This is a genomic window from Polynucleobacter asymbioticus, from assembly GCF_018687575.1.
GTDB lineage: Bacteria > Pseudomonadota > Gammaproteobacteria > Burkholderiales > Burkholderiaceae > Polynucleobacter > Polynucleobacter asymbioticus_C.
Genome location: NZ_CP061297.1, coordinates 204,228 through 217,595 on the forward strand (window position 1 = coordinate 204,228; position 13,368 = coordinate 217,595).

The following is a 13,368-nucleotide window of genomic DNA, read 5'->3' on the forward strand; positions in this document are numbered from 1 at the left end:
AACATTTTTATTTACTAGCTGCAGCACTTAACGCATCTCTAGTGGTGATGGCTGCTTTTCTAGCGGCTTCAGCAAAATCACTGCCTGAGCTCGCATACAAGATTGCTCTGGAAGAGTTGATCATCATGCCCGTGCCTGGCTGATTGGGGATGCCCCCAGCTTTAACGGTGGCATCGATATCGCCACCCTGAGCACCAATGCCGGGAATGAGTAATGGCATCTTGCCCACAATAGATCGTACTTTGGCAATTTCTTCAGGGAAGGTTGCGCCAACTACGAGACTAATTTGGCCAGAGGTATTCCACTGTTGTGCTGCGAGTTTGGCAACGTGCAGATAGAGCGGCTCACCATTCGGGGTGACATTCAGAAACTGAAGGTCAGAGCCCCCTGGGTTGGAGGTGCGGCATAAAACAATCACACCCTTGCCTGCGTGCTTTAGGTAAGGCTCGATTGTGTCAAAGCCCATGTAAGGGTTAACGGTCACCGCATCTGCACCGTAGCGCTCAAAAGCCTCTAGGGCATAGTGGTCGGCAGTGCTGCCGATATCGCCGCGCTTGGAGTCCAGAATAACGGGGATATGGGGGTATTTGTCTTTCAGGTATCGAGTCAGCTTTTCAAGCTGGGCTTCAGCTCTTTGGGAGGCAAAGTAAGCAAACTGGGGCTTAAAGGAGCAGACGGTATCCGCAGTAGCGTCAGCGATCTCGCGGCAGAACTCAAAAATCCCCTCAGTCTTACCCTGAAACACAGCGGGTAGACGCTGAGGATCCGGATCAAAGCCCACACACAACATGCTGCCTTGGGAAGCCCATGCAGACTGGAGTTGTTGGGTAAAGGTATTTGGGCTAGAGTTCATTGGGATTAGGCTTATTTTAGTGAAACTGTCATGAGCTATAGGATAAACTAGCGACCATTCCTTAGGAGTTCACCATGATCAACTTGTTCGTCCTGCAAAATGGCCGCCTCTCTCAAGAGCAAGTGGAAGATCGCAATGAATTGTTGCAATACTCCAACCCTATCTGGATCGATGTAGTTGACCCTGAAGAGGAAGAGCTTCTATGGATTAAAGAGGCTTTTGGCGTTCTTTTGCCTGAATTGGATGATTTGGGTGACTTAGAAGCTTCTGCGCGTTATTTCGAGGCAGATGACGGCCACCTCCATATTCGTACTGATTTCCTATTGGATGAAGAAGAAACTTCTCGTAACGTGCGAGTTGCTTTCGTCATGACCAAGCAAGTTTTGTTCTCTATTCATGATGAAGATTTGCCAGTATTCCGTTTAGTGCGTTTGCGTGCCCGTTTGCGTCCTGGTTCAGTAAGTAATGCAAAAGACGTTTTATTAGATTTGTATTCCACTGATGCTGAGTATTCCGCCGATGCTTTGGAAGAGGTTTATGAAAACCTCGAGCAAGCAGGTAAGCGCGTTCTGCAAGATGACATCACTGATAACGATGCAGAAGAAGTGCTCGAAACGATTGCCAAGGAAGAAGATACCAACGGACGCATTCGTCGTAATGTGATGGATACCCGCCGCGCATTGTCTTTCTTAATGCGAAGCAAGTTATTGTCTGATGAGCAGCAAGAAGAAGCGCGTCAGATTTTGCGAGACATTGATTCACTAGAAAACCACACTGCCTTCTTGTTCGATAAGATTAACTTCTTGATGGATGCGACAGTCGGTTTTATTAATTTGAACCAAAGTAAGATCATCAAGATCTTCTCAGTAGTATCTGTTGCTTTAATGCCGCCTACTCTATTGGCTAGTGTGTGGGGTATGAACTTCCGCTACATGCCAGAGCTAGAAGAGACTTGGGGTTATCCAGTCGCCATTATTTCTATGGTGATTTCAGCGATGATTCCACTAGGCTACTTCCGCCATAAGGGCTGGTTAAGCTCACGCTAATTCTGTAGTACTGCCTTATTAGGCATTTTTTGGTTTAAGTAATTCCAGAAATTTCGAGAGCGCAAAATCACGCGCTTGTTCTCGCACAATTTGGCGATCGCCGTTGAAGTGCTTAGTCAGCGTGGCGGTATTGATGACATCATTTCCAATACTTTCTTTAATCGCCCAGCCAAAGCAGACAGTGCCAACTGGTTTTTCTGGGGACCCACCTGTTGGCCCAGCAATGCCAGTAATGGAGATGGCAGCGTTGACATTGGCATTACGAAGTGCCCCCTCAGCCATGGCTTTAGCAACTTGCTCGCTAACCGCGCCAAAGGATTCAATCATTTCTACTGGAACATCTAAGCATTCAGATTTCGCAGCATTGCTATAGGTGATGTAGCCTCGCTCTAGCCAATCGCTTGAGCCAGCTAAATCCGTTAGAGTTCCGCAGACAAGGCCGCCGGTGCAGGATTCAGCCAGAGCAATTTTCCAAGCTCGACTGATTAAGGTCAGCGCAATCGCTCTCGCTAATTCATGCTGAGGATCGTTGTTATTTTTCATGAGAGGTAGCTCAATCCAATATGTAAAAGCGCAATGGTGAGTAGGGTGAAAAATGCTGCAGCCAAATCGTCGGCAATGATTCCAAAGCCGCGCCAAAGTATTAAACCAAAATTGGATGGAGAGGAATTATCGCCATCTGCTAATTTTTTAAAGTGTCGATCAATCATTTCAATCGGACCTGGCTTGACGGCATCAAAGAATCTGAAAAGTACAAACGCCAAAATCTGCATCCACAAGTTTGTAGGCATGATGAAGATCAATACAAGCCAGAAGGCGACAACTTCATCCCACACAATTCCGCCAAAATCTTTTTTGCCTAACTCTTCGCTGACTTGTCCGCAGATCCAGCAGCCTAGCAGTATTCCAGTTCCAATGATCCACAGCCAAGCTTCGGTAGAAAGAAAATATTCTCCTATCAGGAATGCGACCCAAGCCCATAGTGTTCCTGCGGTGCCAGGGGCGAATGGCGCTAAACCACTACCCATGCCGAATGCTAGGGCGCGACTAGGTTTACTAAATACCCATTTGAGGCTGGGATTTAATGAGGAGGAGTCTGGCGCATTAGTTCGGGTATTCATGCGAAGTGATCAAAAGATTTCAATAGTAAATTGGCTTCTTGAATGTTTAATGGTTTCCCATCGTTACCGATGATGTGTATCTCAGGTGTTGAGTGTTGCATGGATTTGATGCTGCCAATTTGAGTCAGCGGAAGATTGAGTTCTGCACTGATTTTGGCGATGGCATCTCGCTGATTACCAGGAGCGGTAAAACACAGCTCGTAATCATCCCCGCCACTTGCGGCGCATTGGTTTTGGATGGCTTGTGATTGCTTGAGTAGGATGCTGGATTTCGGAATTCTGCCTAAGAAGACTTCAGCGCTTTTGCCAGACTCATCGAGGATATGTTTGAGATCGCCTAATAGGCCATCAGAGACATCCAAAGCGGAGTTGGCAATGCCTCTTAAGGCAATGCCTAAATCCAGCCTCGGAGTTGGTCGATGCATGCGCCCTTCAATGCTTGCCAAATCCTCTTGAGGTAATTGAATTTCATGACGCAGTGCAGCAAGAGTAAGTCTGGCATCGCCAACAGTTCCTGAAACCCAAATGTCATCACCCTCTAATGCCCCTGATCTACGAATGGCTTTCTCTGTCGGAATACTGCCAAAAGCAGTGATACAAATATTGAGTGGGCCGGCAGTGGTATCGCCACCAATTAGCGGGCAGTTGTAATGATTTGCAATAGCAAATAATCCCTTGCTAAAGGCTTCCAGCCATGCTGAATTAGGCCCTGGTAAGGCTAACGCTAAAGTAAAGCCCAATGGCTTAGCACCCATGGCTGCCAGGTCTGAGAGGTTGACTGCTAGGGCTTTCCAGCCCAGCCACTCTGGATTGGCGTCCGGGAAAAAGTGTCTGCCTGAGACCAGCATATCGCTGGTTATGGCAATTTCTTCGCTAGGGTCGATTTTTAGTAAGGCGCAGTCATCACCAATTCCCAATTTCACGGAGCCGGGATTCTTTCTGAGCATGAGTTCTGACTGCGTTTTAAAGAAGCGCTGAATCAGGTCAAATTCGCCAAGTGAGGAAGTTTGAGATTGCATGCCCCATTTTATGGCTCTTGGGAGTCCTCCACCCGAGAGGAATAGAATTAGAAGCTTGAATACGTCTGATTGATGAGTGAACTGATGAGTAAACCAAGCAATAGCAGTAAAGAACAGCAAATAGCGGATTTAAGAGCAGCCGCTCTCCACTATCACGAGTTTCCTGTCCCAGGAAAAATCGAAATTGCCCCAACAAAGCAGTTAACCAATCAGCGAGACCTAGCGCTGGCCTATACACCTGGTGTTGCTGCAGCCTGCGAAGAGATTGCTAAAGACCCTGCCAACGCATTCCGTTACACAGCCCGCGGCAATTTAGTCGGCGTAATTACTAACGGTACAGCTGTCTTAGGCTTAGGAAATATTGGTCCATTGGCAAGCAAGCCGGTGATGGAGGGTAAAGCAGTTCTCTTTAAGAAATTTGCTGGTATCGATGTATTCGATATTGAAGTGAATGAAAATGATCCAGACAAATTAGTTGAAATCATTGCTGCGCTTGAGCCCACTTTTGGTGGTATCAATTTAGAGGACATCAAAGCACCAGATTGTTTTGTAGTCGAACGCAAGTTACAAGCGCGCATGAAGATTCCGGTCTTCCATGACGATCAACATGGAACTGCGATCGTGGTCGCTGCTGCAATTCTCAATGGCTTGAAGGTTGTTGGTAAAGACGTGGGTAACGTGAAGCTAGTTACCTCGGGTGCTGGCGCTGCCGCATTAGCTTGTTTGGACTTATTGGTTGACCTCGGTATCCCACGAAAAAATATTTGGGTAACTGACTTAGCTGGTGTTGCCTATAAAGGCCGTAAAGAATTAATGGATCCTGAGAAGGAGCCGTTCTGCCAAGAGACAGAACTGCGTACACTCGATCAAGCAATTGAAGGTGCAGATATTTTCTTGGGTCTTTCTGCTGGCGGTGTTCTCAAGCAAGACATGGTCAAGAAGATGGCGCCTAAGCCATTGGTCTACGCCTTAGCAAATCCAACCCCAGAGATTCTTCCTGAAGAGGTAAAGGAAGTTCGTCCTGATGCAGTGATGGCAACTGGCCGTACCGATTATCCAAACCAGGTTAATAACGTATTGTGCTTTCCATTCATCTTCCGTGGTGCATTAGACGTTGGCGCCACTACCATTACACGTGGCATGGAAGTCGCCGCTGTTAAGGCTGTAGCGGAATTGGCACAAGCTGAGCAGAGCGAAGTAGTCACCTCTGTGTACGGTATTGAGAACTTATCTTTTGGTCCAGAATATTTAATTCCGAAGCCATTTGACCCACGTTTGATTACTGTTATCGCACCTGCAGTTGCTAAGGCGGCGATGGATGATGGTGTTGCTCAACGTCCGATTAAAGACTTTGATGCGTACCGTAATCAGTTACAACAATTTGTGTACCATTCCGGCACCTTGATGAAGCCATTGTTTAGCATTGCTAAACGAGTGCCTGCTGCACAAAAACGTATTGTGTTTGCTGAGGGTGAGGATGAGCGTGTATTGCGCGCAGTACAAATCATCATTGACGAGCATTTAGCGACACCAATTTTGATTGGCCGTCCTGCAGTCATTGAGCATCGCATTGGTAAGTTTGGCTTGCGCATTAAAGCGGGTGAAGATTTTGAGATTGTGAACCCGGAGAGTGATTCACGTTTCCGTGATTTCTGGCAAACCTACTTAGCTTTGACAGAGCGTAAAGGTGTTACTGAATCTTTCGCTAAGCTTGAAATGCGTCGTCGTAATAGCCTCATTGGTTCAGTGATGATTACCAAAGGCATGGCTGATGGAATGATTTGTGGAACCGTTGGAAACTTAGCAACACACTTGAAATATGTTGACGAAGTAGTGGGTCGTGAACCTGGCGCCAATGTTTATGGCGCAATGTCAGGACTGATTTTGCCGGGACGCCAAGTATTTTTGTTAGACACCCACGTTAATATTGATCCAACTGCAGAGCAATTGGCTGAGTTGACATTGATGGCCGCGAGCGAAATGCGTAAATTAGGCTTGGCGCCTAAGGTTGCACTCTTATCCCATTCCAACTTTGGTTCAAGCAGCGCTCCTTCCGCAGTCAAAATGCGTGAAGTATTGGCTTTGATTCAAAAGGCAGATCCAACTCTCGAGGTTGATGGTGAAATGCATGGCGATAGCGCTTTGGATGAAACCATTCGTGCTACTGCAGTGACTTCGTCTCCTCTAAAAGGCGATGCCAACTTGCTAGTGTTGCCGAATATTGATGCTGCCAACATTTCCTACAACTTGCTCAAGACTGCTGCTGGTAACGGTATTGCAATCGGCCCATTGCTCTTAGGTGCTGCTAAGCCGATTCATATTCTGACGCCATCTGCTACTGTGCGCCGTATCGTCAATGTCACCACTTTGGCGGTAGTTGAGGCAGCAAGTAACGCCAGAGGTGTAGCTTAAGGCTTAGTAGCAGACCTTTATTTATGTTAGTTAGCAATAACTAACATAAATAATTATTATATAAATCAATGGTTTATATAAAATGTACTGTAAATGGGCTTGATTTGATGGCGTGTTAAGGGTAACCTAGCACCCATCATGAATAATCGCTCTGAAAACGGCACTACAGTAAGCTTCGACGAACACAGTCGCGCTGAAAGTTGGGATAGTAACGATCGACTTGAAACAGAGTCGTCTGCTGCCAACATCTATGCTGAGGGTGGTTTATCTCGTTTACAAACCTATGCAGCAAATCAAGTTTCGGGGAAAAAAGTGACAGCTTCTTGGCGTGCCGCTTTGGCCGTTCGCGATGCCGGACCGCCGGCAATGTTGCGCAGTGTGCGCCCTAATATCGTGCAATCTATTCGTGCTTTCCGCACTCCTGATCTCCAGGAGGCGGCTACAGAGCTTGGTCAGCACTTCATTTACGCTAATTGTGCAAATGCAATGACTAAAGGCGAAGTGTTGGAAGCGATTGCGATTGCCTATACATTTACCAAGCAACAGGCTAAGAATTTCGATCCTTTGCTAGATGCTTTGACGACTACGGTTGATAAGTCTGGCCCACAGCCAGGTTTCGTAGTGGTACTAGAAGGTTTGCCTTGTACTCAGAAGTTTGACAAAGAAGCTCGCGAGACCCTCTTAGATGTATTCCGTGATGCTGTGGACTTCTGGTCTGAGCGACGTACGCCTTATCGCGTGTTCTACTCTTTTGCTTAAGCAGTAAATCCATAAAACAGCACAAATCGCCTCTACTTGAGGCGATTTTGCATTTCTGGATCCCAAATGCTATGAACAGCAGTAATTGCCACAATGCCAGCAGTCTCAGTTCTCAATACCCGGTCCCCTAAAGAAACAATCTGATAGCCAGCTGCTTGAGCTTGCGCCTCTTCTTCGGGCGAGTGTCCACCTTCAGGGCCAATCATCAAAATAATATCTTGTGGCGGACTGCTGATTAAGACTGAATACAGGCTTTTGTCGGTATCAGGGCTTAAAAGTAGTTTAAGTGTTGCTTTTTGTGGCTTCTTTAGATAACTTTCAAAACTTTGTATGGGCTCTACTGAAGCTAAAACGGTTCGATCGCATTGCTCACAGGCTGCCTGAACAATGCCCTCCCAGTGCAAAAGGCGTTTTTGAGCCCGCTCCGCATCACTGGAGCGTGTTAATTTGATGACTGAGCGCTCACACTGCAGTGGGGCAATGACTTGAGCGCCGGTCTCAATAACCTTTTCTACCACCCAGTCCATCTTGTCGCCACCAGCTAGGCCTTGTGCAAGGGTGATGGCGTAGGGGCTCTCACGATGGGTATCTTGACGAATATTACTTAACTCTGCTTCCCCCGACTTATTGCCAAGAGCAAGCAATTTTGCCTGGGCAACTTGGCCTTTGCCATCAAAGATTGGGAAGGATTCACCAACTTGGATACGTCGCACGCGCAAGTGATGTGCGAGCTCAGGGGTGAGGGTATTTGGCTTTTGGGTTTCCCATGGCCCGGGAAGATAAAATTGAGGCATTACTGAAATATAGCTAATTAATTTCCTAGAGACCCAATTTACGATGTCAAACCTTCAAATTCGTATGGCAAACGCCATTCGTGCTTTATCCATGGATGCAGTTCAACAAGCCAATTCTGGGCACCCCGGAATGCCAATGGGTATGGCTGATATTGCGGTCGGTCTTTGGAATGAGCACTTGCAACACAACCCAACAGATCCGCATTGGATGAATCGTGACCGCTTTGTTTTATCTAATGGTCACGGCTCGATGTTGCTGTATTCCTTATTGCATCTGACTGGTTATGACTTGCCGATGAGTGAGTTGAAAAACTTCCGACAGTTACACAGCAAAACTGCAGGCCATCCGGAATATGGAATTACTCCCGGAGTAGAAACCACTACCGGTCCCTTGGGTCAGGGTATTTCAAATGCAGTGGGTATGGCACTTGCTGAAAAATTATTAGCGCAAGAATTTAATCGCCCAGGTCATGACATTGTTGACCACTACACCTATGTATTTTTAGGTGACGGTTGTTTGATGGAAGGCATCAGTCATGAAGTATGTTCATTGGCTGGCACACTCAAACTGAATAAATTGATTGCACTGTGGGATGACAATGGCATCTCGATTGATGGCAAGGTTGTTTCCTGGTTTAACGAAGATACGCCAAAACGTTTTGAGGCTTATGGCTGGAATGTCATTCGTGATGTTGATGGTCATGATGCTGAAGCAGTATCTAGCGCCATTGCTAAAGCTAAGAAGAGTGATAAACCAACATTGATTTGTTGCAAGACGGCAATCGGTCAAGGCTCTCCTAATATGGCGGGCAGCGATAAGGTACATGGCTCGCCATTGGGCGCAGCTGAAATTGCTGCAACCCGTGTTGCATTGAACTGGCCATATGCGCCGTTTGAAATTCCAAATGATATTTATGAGGCTTGGGATTTCAAGAAGCGTGGCCAAGCTGCTGAGCATGAGTGGAATAAAGAATTTCAAGCCTACAAAAATAAATATCCAGAATTGGCTTCTGAATTACAGCGCCGTATGCAGGGTGATTTATCTAAAGACTTCTCTAAGACCTTAGATGCTTACTTAAAAACTTGTGAAACCAAGGCAGAAACAATTGCTACTCGCAAGGCCAGTCAAAATGCCATCGAGGCATTGGCGCCAGCATTGCCGGAGTTCATGGGCGGCTCTGCTGACTTAACAGGCTCTAACTTAACCAACTGGTCCTCATGTAAAGCTGTACGCGGTGACCAATGGGGTAATCACATCAATTACGGTGTGCGCGAATTTGGTATGAGCGCCATCATGAACGGTATCGCTTTACATGGCGGATACATTCCATTTGGTGGCACCTTCTTAACCTTCTCCGATTACAGTCGCAATGCCTTGCGCATGGCTGCATTGATGAAGTTGCGTAGCATCTTTGTCTTTACGCATGACTCAATTGGCTTGGGTGAAGATGGTCCTACACACCAGTCTGTTGAGCACGTCGCGAGCTTGCGTCTCATTCCAAACCTGATGGTTTGGCGTCCCTGTGACACCACCGAAAGTGCGGTTGCCTGGGGTGCTGCGATTGAACGTAAGCATGGCCCAAGTGCTTTAATTTTTAGTCGTCAAAATTGCCCATTTGTGTCACGCAATAGCCAGCAAGTAAAAGATATTGCGCGCGGTGGATATGTTTTGCGTGATCCCAAGAAATCCAAGATCGATGCAGTGATTATTGCCACTGGATCTGAAATTGCCTTGGCATTGCAAACGGCAGAGCGTTTGGAAGGTGAAGGCTTTGGTATTCGTGTGGTGTCTATTCCATCAACGACAGTATTTGATCAACAAGATGCCGCTTATAAAGCAACAGTCTTGCCGGCTGCTATTCCACGTATTGCTGTTGAAGCGGGTGTGAGTGATTTCTGGTGGAAGTATGGTTGTGCAGCAGTGCACGGTGTTGATACCTTTGGTGAGTCAGCTCCAGCGCCTGTGCTCTATGAATACTTTGGCTTGACTGTGGATCAGATCACTAAAACCGTGAAGCAATGCATCGCAAAGAAATAGAAAAGATAAGAAAAAGTATTTATTTAAGAATTCAAAATTAGCAAGGGGAATGGAATGACAATTCGTGTCGCAATTAATGGTTATGGTCGTATTGGTCGCATGGTCTTACGTGCTTTATATGAAGATCAAGTAAACGGCAAGCCAAGACGTGATATCAAAATCGTCGCAATCAATGCTATGGGCGATATCGATATCAATGCGCACCTGACGCAATATGATTCTGCGCACGGTCGTTTTCCTGCTGAAGTAAAAGTGGATGGTGATTGCATGGTGGTTAACGGCGATCGCATCAAAATGTTCTCCACTCGCAATCCTTTAGAAACTCCATGGGGTGAGTTGGGTGTGGACTTGGTGCTCGAGTGCTCTGGCAAGTTCACTTCAAAAGAAAAAGCCATGGTGCATATCTCCCAGGGTGCGAAGAAAGTATTAATTTCTGCTCCCGGTGAAAAAGATGTGGATGCCACAATTGTTTACGGTGTAAACCAGCAAGTTCTCAAACCAAGCGATGTCGTGGTTTCTAATGCGAGCTGCACAACTAACTGTTTGGCTCCATTGGTTAAGCCACTGTTAGAAAAGATTGGTATCGAGTCTGGCTTGATGACCACGATTCATGCATTTACGAATGACCAGGTTCTAACTGATGTGTATCACAAGGATATGCGCCGTGCGCGTTCTGCTGTGAGCAGCATGATCCCAACTAAGACAGGCGCAGCAAAAGCAGTTGGTTTGGTATTGCCAGCCCTAGCAGGACGTTTTGACGGTTTTGCGATGCGCGTGCCCGTGATTAACGTTTCTGTTGTGGATTTAACCTTTGCCGCTAGCCGTGCTACTAGTGTGGATGAGGTGAACTCCATCCTCAAAACAGCAAGCGAAGGTGAATTGAAGGGTATCTTGGGTTTCAACACCTTGCCTTTGGTATCCATTGACTTTAACCATGACCCACGCCCAAGTATTTATGACGCTTCCCAGACTCGCGTTTCAGCGGATGGCAAGCTGGTCAAAGTGCTGGCTTGGTACGACAACGAGTGGGGTTATTCAGTGCAGATGCTCAATGCCGCTGAAGCATTGATGGCTGTAAAGTAAGTAATTAAGTGGGTTTTACCCCTAAAATCTCTTAAAAACTTACTTTATATGTAAAAAAGACCTCAATTGAGGTCTTTTTTCATTATCTGCTCTTATCTTCCTAAATTAGGGCTTGGGCTTATTGCGGCAATTCTTCTTTTGGCAGTGGCCATACATCGCCAAAGAGTGCTCCTGAAGCTTAAAACCGAGGTTTTTGGCAATGTCACGCTGCCTTTTTTCAATGGCCTCGTCGACAAACTCCTCTACATGCCCGCAATCCAAGCAAACCAAATGGTCATGGTGCTGCCCCTCATTTAGTTCATAAATAGCTCGGCCATCGCCTTTGCTGGACTCAAAATGACTACGGAGCAAGAGCCCTGCTTGTTCAAACTGGGTGAGGACCCGATAAACCGTGGCCAAACCAATTTCTTTGTCTTCCTTGGCTAAGGCTATAAACACATCTTCAGCGCTAAAGTGGGTGCCGCCATTTTGATGGAAAAAGTCCAAGATTTTCATGCGCGGACCTGTTGCCTTAAGGCCAATGTCGCGTAAATCTGCCGGAGTTGGGTTTTGGTTCATATTCATGGGTTTGGGAGCTAAAATCAATGTCTTAATGATACGGCCTGCCATGCAAAATTGCCTTCAACTTTTTACCCGTCTAATGAACTCCATTTATGGGCTTTTTGACCTCGCTCGGACAGGATTAGTAATTGCTGCGCTTGGCTCAGTAATGATTGTTACAGGTTGCACTAGCGCTGTTGATGATACGCAACGCGCTTGGATGAATAAAGTCTTTCAACCCTATGTTCCTGATGTGGTGCAGGGCAACTTTATTTCGAGTGAGCAGTACGCCAAGTTGCAAGTGGGTCAGAGTCGCGAGCAAGTCCGCCAAATTCTGGGAACACCTTTGTTGGCTAGCTATTTCCATGCCAATCGCTGGGACTACGTTTTTGAATTTAAGCGTGCTAATCAGCAAATGAGTAAAGAGCGTCGCGTCACCGTATTTTTTGAGGGTGATAAGTTGGTGAAGTTCCAAGGTGATGCCTTGCCGACGGAAGTGGAGTTGGTTGCCGAGATTGATGGTTACGCAAAAACCAAACGCTCCTTCTGGGATGTCATGACCGGATCGAACAAGCCTCCAGTAAAAAAGCCATTACAGCAACCTGAGTTACTGGTGCCCAGTCCAACTAATAATTTGCCAGCTGGTGCAGCTGTGCCTGCGGCTCCCGCTGGCAGTTCTTTTTGGGACTTTTTTAGTTTTTCAAAAAAATCGCCAGACGCTCAGCCAGTGCCTCAACAGTTAGGTCCTGGCGCTCTCAACGTTCCGCAGGCTAGTGAAGTTAAGTAAAGATAAAGTTGTGCTGATGTCGAATGATTTCTTTCGACAACCTTGAATAAGAAACGAAGATACAAATGATGAAAATCGCAATCGCTGGTGCAACCGGCCGCATGGGAAAAATGTTGATCGAGGCTGTGCTCAATTGCCCCGATGCTGAGCTAGTTGGCGCGTTGGATCATGAGTCTTGTCCGCTGCTTGGTGAAGATGCCGGTGCGTTCTTAGGAAAAAAAACAGGCGTAGCCATTACATCGGATATTGCGAAGGCCTTGACTGGTGCTGAGTTCTTAATTGATTTCACTCGCCCAGAAGGCACGATGGCCCATTTAGCCGTTGCGCAAAAGACAGGCAGCAAAATGATTATTGGCACTACTGGTCTTAGCTCAGAACAAATTGATAGCCTGAAAAAAGCTTCTGCCAATTTGGCAATTGTTTTTGCGCCAAACATGAGTGTGGGTGTGAATGCCACATTCAAATTATTAGAAATAGCTGCAAAGATGTTGAACGAAGGTTACGACATTGAAATCATTGAGGCTCATCATCGCCATAAGGTAGATGCCCCATCAGGCACTGCACTCAGAATGGGTGAAGTAATTGCTGATGCACTTGGTGAGAAATTAGACGATGTTGCCGTCTATGCCCGCGAAGGTCACACCGGCGAGCGCAAAGCTGGCTCGATTGGTTTTGCAACGATTCGTGGCGGAGATATTGTGGGCGACCACACTGTGTTGTTTGCAGGTGAGGGCGAGCGGATTGAGATTAGCCATAAGTCTTCTAGCCGCCAGTCTTATGCCCAAGGCTCCTTACGTGCCGCACGCTTTTTACAAAGTCAGCATTCGGGCTTGTATGACATGCAAGATGTTCTTGGTCTGCGCAAGTAACTCACCAAATACGATTACCACTAACTAAAGAATAGAAGAAAAGAGTT

At 46.6% G+C, this 13,368-nt stretch carries 13 protein-coding genes; 7 read left to right on the top strand and 6 right to left on the bottom strand.

Going from position 1 to position 13,368, the window contains the following annotated elements:
- Positions 1-7: 7 nt before the first annotated feature.
- On the bottom strand, positions 8-853 hold the full coding sequence (pyrF, locus tag AOC19_RS01110) for an orotidine-5'-phosphate decarboxylase (protein WP_215376761.1): 846 nt from the start codon (positions 851-853) through the stop codon (positions 8-10).
- 74 nt (positions 854-927) lie between these two features.
- On the opposite strand from pyrF, the gene corA reads away from it, so the two are divergent.
- Positions 928-1,899, top strand: coding sequence for a magnesium/cobalt transporter CorA (corA, locus tag AOC19_RS01115; RefSeq protein WP_215376764.1), 972 nt, complete (start codon positions 928-930; stop codon positions 1,897-1,899).
- 18 nt (positions 1,900-1,917) lie between these two features.
- On the opposite strand, the gene AOC19_RS01120 is transcribed toward corA, so the two are convergent.
- The 3 genes from AOC19_RS01120 to thiL are packed head-to-tail and all read right to left on the bottom strand — an operon-like array spanning position 1,918 to position 4,039.
- A complete protein-coding gene (locus AOC19_RS01120; protein WP_215376767.1) occupies positions 1,918-2,442 on the bottom strand; it encodes a CinA family protein in 525 nt (174 codons plus the stop codon).
- On the bottom strand, positions 2,439-3,020 hold the full coding sequence (locus AOC19_RS01125) for a phosphatidylglycerophosphatase A family protein (RefSeq protein ID WP_215376770.1): 582 nt from the start codon (positions 3,018-3,020) through the stop codon (positions 2,439-2,441). The genes AOC19_RS01120 and AOC19_RS01125 overlap by 4 nt, the downstream gene beginning before the upstream one ends.
- On the bottom strand, positions 3,017-4,039 hold the full coding sequence (gene thiL / locus AOC19_RS01130; protein ID WP_215376773.1) for a thiamine-phosphate kinase: 1,023 nt from the start codon (positions 4,037-4,039) through the stop codon (positions 3,017-3,019). Before thiL ends, AOC19_RS01125 begins: the two co-directional genes overlap by 4 nt.
- Positions 4,040-4,123: 84 nt before the next feature.
- Between thiL and AOC19_RS01135 the strand changes: the two genes are divergently transcribed.
- Positions 4,124-6,451: an NADP-dependent malic enzyme gene (locus AOC19_RS01135; RefSeq protein ID WP_215376776.1), complete on the top strand. Its 2,328-nt coding sequence runs from the start codon at positions 4,124-4,126 to the stop codon at positions 6,449-6,451.
- A gap of 138 nt (positions 6,452-6,589) precedes the next feature.
- Positions 6,590-7,210, top strand: a complete 621-nt coding sequence (locus AOC19_RS01140; protein ID WP_215302474.1) for a barstar family protein — start codon at positions 6,590-6,592, stop codon at positions 7,208-7,210.
- Positions 7,211-7,242: 32 nt separating this feature from the next.
- Here the strand turns inward: AOC19_RS01140 and AOC19_RS01145 are convergent, their stop codons facing one another.
- On the bottom strand, positions 7,243-8,004 hold the full coding sequence (locus AOC19_RS01145) for a 16S rRNA (uracil(1498)-N(3))-methyltransferase (protein ID WP_215376779.1): 762 nt from the start codon (positions 8,002-8,004) through the stop codon (positions 7,243-7,245).
- 43 nt (positions 8,005-8,047) lie between these two features.
- On the opposite strand from AOC19_RS01145, the gene tkt reads away from it, so the two are divergent.
- Positions 8,048-10,042: a transketolase gene (gene tkt / locus AOC19_RS01150; RefSeq protein WP_215376782.1), complete on the top strand. Its 1,995-nt coding sequence runs from the start codon at positions 8,048-8,050 to the stop codon at positions 10,040-10,042.
- Between the two features lie 54 nt (positions 10,043-10,096).
- On the top strand, positions 10,097-11,125 hold the full coding sequence (gene gap / locus AOC19_RS01155) for a type I glyceraldehyde-3-phosphate dehydrogenase (protein ID WP_215376785.1): 1,029 nt from the start codon (positions 10,097-10,099) through the stop codon (positions 11,123-11,125).
- Positions 11,126-11,230: 105 nt separating this feature from the next.
- On the opposite strand, the gene fur is transcribed toward gap, so the two are convergent.
- Positions 11,231-11,689, bottom strand: coding sequence for a ferric iron uptake transcriptional regulator (gene fur / locus AOC19_RS01160; RefSeq protein WP_215377957.1), 459 nt, complete (start codon positions 11,687-11,689; stop codon positions 11,231-11,233).
- 76 nt (positions 11,690-11,765) lie between these two features.
- On the opposite strand from fur, the gene AOC19_RS01165 reads away from it, so the two are divergent.
- Both AOC19_RS01165 and dapB read left to right on the top strand, forming a co-directional pair.
- The gene (locus tag AOC19_RS01165) at positions 11,766-12,452 is read left to right on the top strand and encodes an outer membrane protein assembly factor BamE (RefSeq protein ID WP_215376788.1); all 687 of its coding nucleotides are present in this window, start codon (positions 11,766-11,768) and stop codon (positions 12,450-12,452) included.
- Positions 12,453-12,520: 68 nt separating this feature from the next.
- Positions 12,521-13,321, top strand: a complete 801-nt coding sequence (dapB, locus tag AOC19_RS01170; RefSeq protein WP_215377959.1) for a 4-hydroxy-tetrahydrodipicolinate reductase — start codon at positions 12,521-12,523, stop codon at positions 13,319-13,321.
- Positions 13,322-13,368 lie beyond the last annotated feature (47 nt).

Excerpts from the sequence above, each read along its gene's own strand:
- pyrF (WP_215376761.1), bottom strand. The coding sequence starts at position 853 with ATGAACTCTAGCCCAAATACCTTTACCCAACAACTCCAGTCTGCATGG.
- corA (WP_215376764.1), top strand. The coding sequence starts at position 928 with ATGATCAACTTGTTCGTCCTGCAAAATGGCCGCCTCTCTCAAGAGCAA.
- AOC19_RS01120 (WP_215376767.1), bottom strand. The coding sequence starts at position 2,442 with ATGAAAAATAACAACGATCCTCAGCATGAATTAGCGAGAGCGATTGCG.
- AOC19_RS01125 (WP_215376770.1), bottom strand. The coding sequence starts at position 3,020 with ATGAATACCCGAACTAATGCGCCAGACTCCTCCTCATTAAATCCCAGC.
- thiL (WP_215376773.1), bottom strand. The coding sequence starts at position 4,039 with ATGCAATCTCAAACTTCCTCACTTGGCGAATTTGACCTGATTCAGCGC.
- AOC19_RS01135 (WP_215376776.1), top strand. The coding sequence starts at position 4,124 with ATGAGTAAACCAAGCAATAGCAGTAAAGAACAGCAAATAGCGGATTTA.
- AOC19_RS01140 (WP_215302474.1), top strand. The coding sequence starts at position 6,590 with ATGAATAATCGCTCTGAAAACGGCACTACAGTAAGCTTCGACGAACAC.
- AOC19_RS01145 (WP_215376779.1), bottom strand. The coding sequence starts at position 8,004 with ATGCCTCAATTTTATCTTCCCGGGCCATGGGAAACCCAAAAGCCAAAT.
- tkt (WP_215376782.1), top strand. The coding sequence starts at position 8,048 with ATGTCAAACCTTCAAATTCGTATGGCAAACGCCATTCGTGCTTTATCC.
- gap (WP_215376785.1), top strand. The coding sequence starts at position 10,097 with ATGACAATTCGTGTCGCAATTAATGGTTATGGTCGTATTGGTCGCATG.
- fur (WP_215377957.1), bottom strand. The coding sequence starts at position 11,689 with ATGAATATGAACCAAAACCCAACTCCGGCAGATTTACGCGACATTGGC.
- AOC19_RS01165 (WP_215376788.1), top strand. The coding sequence starts at position 11,766 with ATGAACTCCATTTATGGGCTTTTTGACCTCGCTCGGACAGGATTAGTA.
- dapB (WP_215377959.1), top strand. The coding sequence starts at position 12,521 with ATGAAAATCGCAATCGCTGGTGCAACCGGCCGCATGGGAAAAATGTTG.